This is a genomic window from Endozoicomonas sp. SESOKO2, assembly GCF_024606245.1.
Taxonomy (GTDB): Bacteria; Pseudomonadota; Gammaproteobacteria; order Pseudomonadales; family Endozoicomonadaceae; genus Endozoicomonas_A.
This window is the reverse complement of sequence record NZ_JAHHPQ010000679.1, coordinates 1-5734: the sequence shown is the minus strand read 5'-3', so window position 1 is coordinate 5734 and position 5734 is coordinate 1. Positions and strand designations below refer to the sequence as shown.

Genomic DNA, 5734 nt, shown 5'->3' with positions numbered 1-5734 from the left:
CCCTTCTTAACGAGTTTTTGAATCAGCTCGGCTTGCTTGTCGGTCAAGATAGCAGTGTTCACAGCAGAAAAGGTTTCAAACCTTGAGGTTACTTTAGAATTTTGATGAACATGGGTGACGTCCAGTTTGCGTTTAGCCACTTCAGGGGTATCTACATTTAAAACCACTGCTCTTGAAGAGATGCCGATCTGTTTTTGTTCTGTTACGGGATCTGATGTGAAATCAGCGAAATTGACTCCCAGTGACTCACCGCTGACGGTTCTGCCAGAAACATTGCCGCGATTCGCTTCAGCATTGCCTTTAGCACTGAATGTAGAGGGATTTGGTCCATGATCATATGAGGGTTGAGGTAATTGATCCATCGTTTTTATCCTGTCTTTAATTGTCCCTAATTAAAATGAGGGTGAGCCCTCCCTGGAATACATATAGATATTGACCCATAAGTTGACCAAAAGTTCCAAAAAAAGAGAGATCGCAAAATAGTGATTTGAGCAAAAAACTCAAGCCACTTAAAAAAAGAAGGCCGCTGGCCGGGTCGGTGCTACACGGAACAATATCAATAGACGGCTAGTCGCTATCTCTGCGAAACCGTGCCCGGATTAAGTTGATGATCTCTTTCACCATTTTCCCCATTCCCGGCCGCTGACCTTCTGCAAAAGGCACAGGACGACAGAGTTCCATCGCCTGAATACCGATTCGTGCCGTATAGAAACCGATACCTGCCCCCGTGGCGGCCTGAGTGCTGATCGTGCTGATCAGTTTACTGGAAGCCAGATCTGCCAGCTGGTCAGTCATCAGGTCTGTACTGCCAGCCAGAGCCATTTGGGTTAGCGCCATCTTTAACAATCTCATTCTTGCGGACAGGGAAGGACGGAGACCATAAATCTGGCAGATTTCATCCAGCATCTTCAGGCAACGCCAGCCTGACAACATCATATCCAGCAGTGCCAGTGGACTGATGGCGACCAGAATGGCCGCTTGCTGGCTGTGCCGGGAAATTCTGGCGATGGCCTGTTCATCCAGACTTCGGAACAGCTGCTGGTCCAGGTGCTGAAGGGTTTCAGCATCATCCGCATAATCAGGCAGAGTGCTGAGGGCTTTTTCCAGTAAAAGTTGATGTGGCTTGTTCCGATAAAGTGCACTTAATTTTGCCAACCAGTGTTTGGCTTGTCCGCAGGAGCGGGCTTTAAGAATGCCCTTGGCGTTTGCTTGTAATTGTTCGACGCCTCTGAAGTCTTTCTGATAGCCAAAGTATTCCCACGCTGCTTTTCCTAAAAGACCGATAAGGCCAGCAACCAGCAAACCAAATACTGCGGCCAATGACCAGTGGGTTTGGCTGAGGAAATAAAGGAATTCTACGGTCTGCCAGGTGGCCAAAATAGCCATCAGGGCAAGAATGCCTTTTGCAGCACGGCCCAGAAAACGCAATGGCTTAAGTGATAGCGTGGGATCACTTAGTAGTGGCAGATTCGGATCATTGCTCAGGGATTTCGGAGTTTCCAGTTGAACATTTTGATCCAGGGGAATAAAGAATTCGTCTTTTTCTTGGGTGGGTTTCATTGAAATTTATCTCCCAGCAGATCATTCAGAACGCTGTCCAGACGGATGTGCGGTAAACGGCTTCCGTTGTTCAGTTTTAGTCCGGCTGGAGGTAACAGCTTGCGCAGATGCCACTGCTGGCAGTTCTGCCAGTAATCATCGTCAGGATACTGCTCTGGCAAGGGAGGATGCAGAAGAAGGCCGGGCCCCTCTTCTGTATTGCCTTTAAGGACTCTCTGACCGTGGTGTTCGGCATAGGTTGTAGAGCGGACAGAGGCAATGGCTTCGCAGCGGATATCGACTTCCCTGAACCTTGCCTGTCGCTGTGACTCTCTGACCAGAGAAGCTGTCAGAGATCGCACCTGCTCATGCTGATCAGGCAAAACCTGATCGATCTTACTGGCAGCGAAGACAATCCGGTCAATCCGGGGCTGAATCAGTCGGCGAATAATATTGTTAGTGCCGTATTCAAAGTTTTGCAGAACCTGGGTCAGTGACATCCTCAGGTTGTCCATGGCTTCCTGACCCTGATTCAGGCTTTTCAGCACATCAATAAGAACCAGCTGGCGGTCAATGCGTTGAAAAGTATTTTTGTAGAAAGGCTTTACCCAGCGTTTCAGATAATGCTGGTAATTCGTTTCGCAGATTTGATAGAGCGCATCGCCGGGAGCAGCCGATTTTTCCTCTTCACTCAGCTCCACCAGTTGTGGCAGAGGAATAAATGGAAATTGACTTTCAGGGCTATCAGGAGCCAGATGCAGTAACCGTCCGGGCTGAATCATCGTCAGCCCCTGTTGCTGGCAACGTTTCAAAAAATCCAGTTGTTGCTGCCAGAGTGAGTTCAGTCTCCACTCGTGCAGAGGCTCCAGAATATTCAGCGATTTCAGCTGAACCAAAAAAGGATCTTCTGGCATGGCTGCTGCCAGTTTTCGGCTTTGCTGACACCAGTCTTGATAACTCATTTCCAATAGCGGAAGATCCAGTAACCATTCCCCGGGGTAGTCATGTATTTCCAAATAAAGACGACTAATACCCGGTTTTGTTCCCGGAATAAGATGACTGCGGGCGCGGTATTTTATTTCCAGCAAACATCCCGACGCCTGTCGTGTGGCGCTGGGCCAGGCTTCCCTGTCCAACGCAGTGGCGCTCTCCAGATAGGGAAACAAGGTCAGATCTTTCAGTGGCGATATTTCTACACCTAGTAGACGATTCTGCAAGGCGGGTGGCAATGCGGTCAGAGCAGCATCGGGGTAATAGCGAAGCTGATGGATAAGGCTGGTGATCAGGGTCGTCTTGCCACTGCCACTAAAGCCGGTAATCCCCAGACAAACTCTTTTATCAAGCAGACGGTCAACACTTGCAGCCACCGCAACTGACGCTGAACTGGCCAGGCTTTTCGCCCTGTCGCCGGTTCTTTTCAATCTCTGTTTGAGGTATTGCTTTCGCACATCAATCTTCTATTTTTCTGTATTCCCCTGATAGTGCTGTCAACTTGGGCTATTTTCAAGAGTCGTCAATCAGCAGGGCAGGCTCTATGTCCTGACGACCCGGATCAAGGCTCCAGCGGCAGTTTTCAGAAAACTGACTGCTAAGATAATCTGCCTGCTCCGGCAAAATACGGTGGCTGTTCACCAAAGCCAGATATTCAGCCGCATTCGGTCGATAGGGTAACGCCACCAGCGCCATATTCAGCTCTTCCAGCAAACGATCGCTTTTGAATTGATTGCATCGCTTGCAGGCCGCGACTACATTCATCCAGTCGTCTTGCCCACCCCTTGAAGTCGGCAGGATATGGTCGCGGGTCAAAAACCGGCGTGGCAGGAACTTGCCACAATACATGCACTGGTGATTATCACGTTCGAATAGAGAAGAGTTAGTCAAGGCAGGGTTGGTACGGGCAGGAAAGTGTCGTTTACCGCCACAGGCAATGATGCTGGGTAATTCAATGACCGTCTGGGTACCAAGCCATCGGTTATAGCCGCCTCTTACCCGATATATGATATCGCCAAGACTCCAGCGGATCAGGTCTCTTGAATAGAGACACACTGTCTCCTGCCAGGTCAGCCACTCCACCGGTTGTCCGGCAGCATTCAGTCGCAGAATATACATAATTCAGCTCCCGCTTTCTCATCCATGACCCTCTTTTATTAACTTATCGAAATGAAATGCCCTTGCCAATGCCCCACTCCCGACAAAAGCCGCGCCCATTCCAGAGATGCAACCACAGGCGTGCTGTGCCGAAATCAGATAGTCCTCTTTTTCAGGGGGAAGTTTAGCTCTCTTGTGACAGAAGAACAGGAGAGTAATATAAGTAATTTCCCTCCTGAAAAGCGATTGATCAAATATCATAATAGACAGCTACCTAGCAAAAAGAATCAGGCCAATGTCATCAAAAAGAGAACCTGTGTTTTATCTGGACCTATTGCGTGTTGTGGCCGCAATAGCTGTGATTATGATCCACGTGCTGGGACCCTATCGCGAGCTTTACGGACAAATCCCCATGTCAGATTGGCTCACGGCAGTCACTTTTAACAGTTTTTCCCGCTGGTGCGTACCCATTTTTATCATGATCACCGGCATGCTGTTTTTATCGGACAAGCGCCCTTTTGACCTGAATTACTTCCTGAGACGACGGGTGATGAAAGTTCTGGTGCCCTTTCTTTTCTGGGCCGTGTTTTATTCCTTTCTGGCAGGACTCACACCCACTTTTGATTACGAGTGGACCAGGGCTATTAATACCCTGAAAGAACTTCCCTATGAAAGTACCTGGTACCACCTTGGTTTCTATTACTATTTTATTCCCCTTTATCTTGTCATCCCTTTTCTGAAGCCTGCTGTGCAGGCCATGCCCGATGACCTGCTTAAATTTATGGCAGGGGTCTGGTTATGGCTGACATTAAGTTACCTGATCAGGATCGAAACTTTCTGGCATATCAATACACTCCTGTACGGTGGTTATTTAATCTGGGGATATTGCCTTGCGAAGTATGATACCCGTAGGTATCAATCATTGATTATTTTTGGCGGTATTCTTGGACTGATACTCACTTTAGGCGGAGTGTTCTGGCTTAGCAACGAGAAAGGAACGTACAGTTCTGGTCGATTCAACTCTTATAAAACCATTAATACCGTTCTCGTGGCAACCATGGTTTTCTGCCTGGCCAAACACTACTGCGATAAATTTCAGGGGAGAAGCAAAAGCATTATTTCAATTCTCAGCCGTTACAGTCTGGGCATATACCTGGTACACCCTCTTCTGCTCTGGCCCGTCAGAGCCTACGACCTCTACCCTGCGAGTGCTATTATCATGATTCCCTTCTGGACTGTTGTGACCATGCTGGCCAGCACTGCAGTGGTCTGGCTACTCGGTCGAAGTCGTCTAACCCACTGGATCGTTCCCTGATCCGGAAGGTGTTGCAAAAGTAGCGGGCAAAGCTGAGTCACTTTTTAAAGCAGTACCAGCGAAGCTCAGGACTTTTGCAACAGCCTTTCTTATTGTCTTTTGAATAAAAATAGCTGTTTGATTATACGACTGCAGTTTTTTTCCTGCTTTTAAGGCTGTTAGGCATGGGCTTTTAATAAACAACGGTCATTAATGCAAAAGTGCTTTATTCTGAAGCCCTTGAGTTTTTTTCAGTCCAATGGACCTTCATGTTTTGGTCATAAGGGCTGAGCAATTGTGATTATTTCGCCAGCACATTTGATTATTTCCCAATATGTAACTAGCTTATTCGATGGCAATTAATCTTCAAGCCAGACAACTACACAAGATCATGCATAGTATCAAAGATACTCTATACACACTTATCAGCTTTCGTGTTGATATTTTTTAATTGAATAATTGGAATATTCAGACTTATCGACTAAAACGCTTGCTATAGAGTGTACTTGGAGTCGCCGAATAAAACTATTCAGGATCTTGGCATTTAAACAGATTAATAAAGATAACTTTTCCGATTATGAAGTCAGCAATTATTTTTATCTGGTTATTCATGACTGCTTCACATGCGACAGCTTCTCAACCCTTGACTCTCTGCCGTCAGGGAGCTTTAATTCCGGCTTACACAAGCAAGTCTTTTCCGATAATACTTCCTATTGAAAGAAACAGTGTTGAAAAATTACTACTTGATGCCTTCAAGAAAAAAGAAATACCAACTTTCCCAGTTTGGAAAAACCACTTTCTAGAGAGTGCAAC

General features: G+C 47.0%; 6 protein-coding genes. 2 read left to right on the top strand and 4 right to left on the bottom strand.

Translation table 11 applies throughout. The annotated features are described in order from the left end of the window. The 4 genes from KDK17_RS16740 to KDK17_RS16725 all read right to left on the bottom strand — a co-directional run. Positions 1–362, bottom strand: a 362-nt coding sequence (locus tag KDK17_RS16740) for a hypothetical protein (protein ID WP_257288592.1), incomplete at its 3' end; no start/stop codon positions are given. A 205-nt stretch (positions 363–567) separates the two neighbouring features. Beyond that, positions 568–1560 carry a TIGR01620 family protein gene (locus KDK17_RS16735; RefSeq protein ID WP_257276057.1) on the bottom strand — a complete coding sequence of 331 codons (993 nt, stop codon included), beginning with the start codon at positions 1558–1560 and terminating at the stop codon, positions 568–570. Continuing rightward, positions 1557–2987 (bottom strand): YcjX family protein, encoded by a 1431-nt coding sequence (locus tag KDK17_RS16730; protein WP_257280150.1) that lies wholly within the window; start codon positions 2985–2987, stop codon positions 1557–1559. Before KDK17_RS16730 ends, KDK17_RS16735 begins: the two co-directional genes overlap by 4 nt. 55 nt (positions 2988–3042) lie before the next feature. Then, positions 3043–3648, bottom strand: a complete 606-nt coding sequence (locus tag KDK17_RS16725; RefSeq protein ID WP_257288591.1) for an HNH endonuclease — start codon at positions 3646–3648, stop codon at positions 3043–3045. Between the two features lie 274 nt (positions 3649–3922). Between KDK17_RS16725 and KDK17_RS16720 the strand changes: the two genes are divergently transcribed. Together KDK17_RS16720 and KDK17_RS16715 are read left to right on the top strand one after the other, a co-directional pair. Continuing rightward, complete coding sequence (locus KDK17_RS16720; RefSeq protein WP_257288590.1) at positions 3923–4942, top strand: acyltransferase; 1020 nt, start codon at positions 3923–3925, stop codon at positions 4940–4942. A gap of 556 nt (positions 4943–5498) precedes the next feature. Next, positions 5499–5734, top strand: a 236-nt coding sequence (locus tag KDK17_RS16715) for a hypothetical protein (protein ID WP_257288589.1), incomplete at its 3' end; no start/stop codon positions are given.

What these genes read in the sequence shown, in the direction of transcription:
- KDK17_RS16735 (WP_257276057.1), bottom strand. Translation starts at nt 1,560, where the DNA reads ATGAAACCCACCCAAGAAAAAGACGAATTCTTTATTCCCCTGGATCAA.
- KDK17_RS16725 (WP_257288591.1), bottom strand. Translation starts at nt 3,648, where the DNA reads ATGTATATTCTGCGACTGAATGCTGCCGGACAACCGGTGGAGTGGCTG.
- KDK17_RS16720 (WP_257288590.1), top strand. Translation starts at nt 3,923, where the DNA reads ATGTCATCAAAAAGAGAACCTGTGTTTTATCTGGACCTATTGCGTGTT.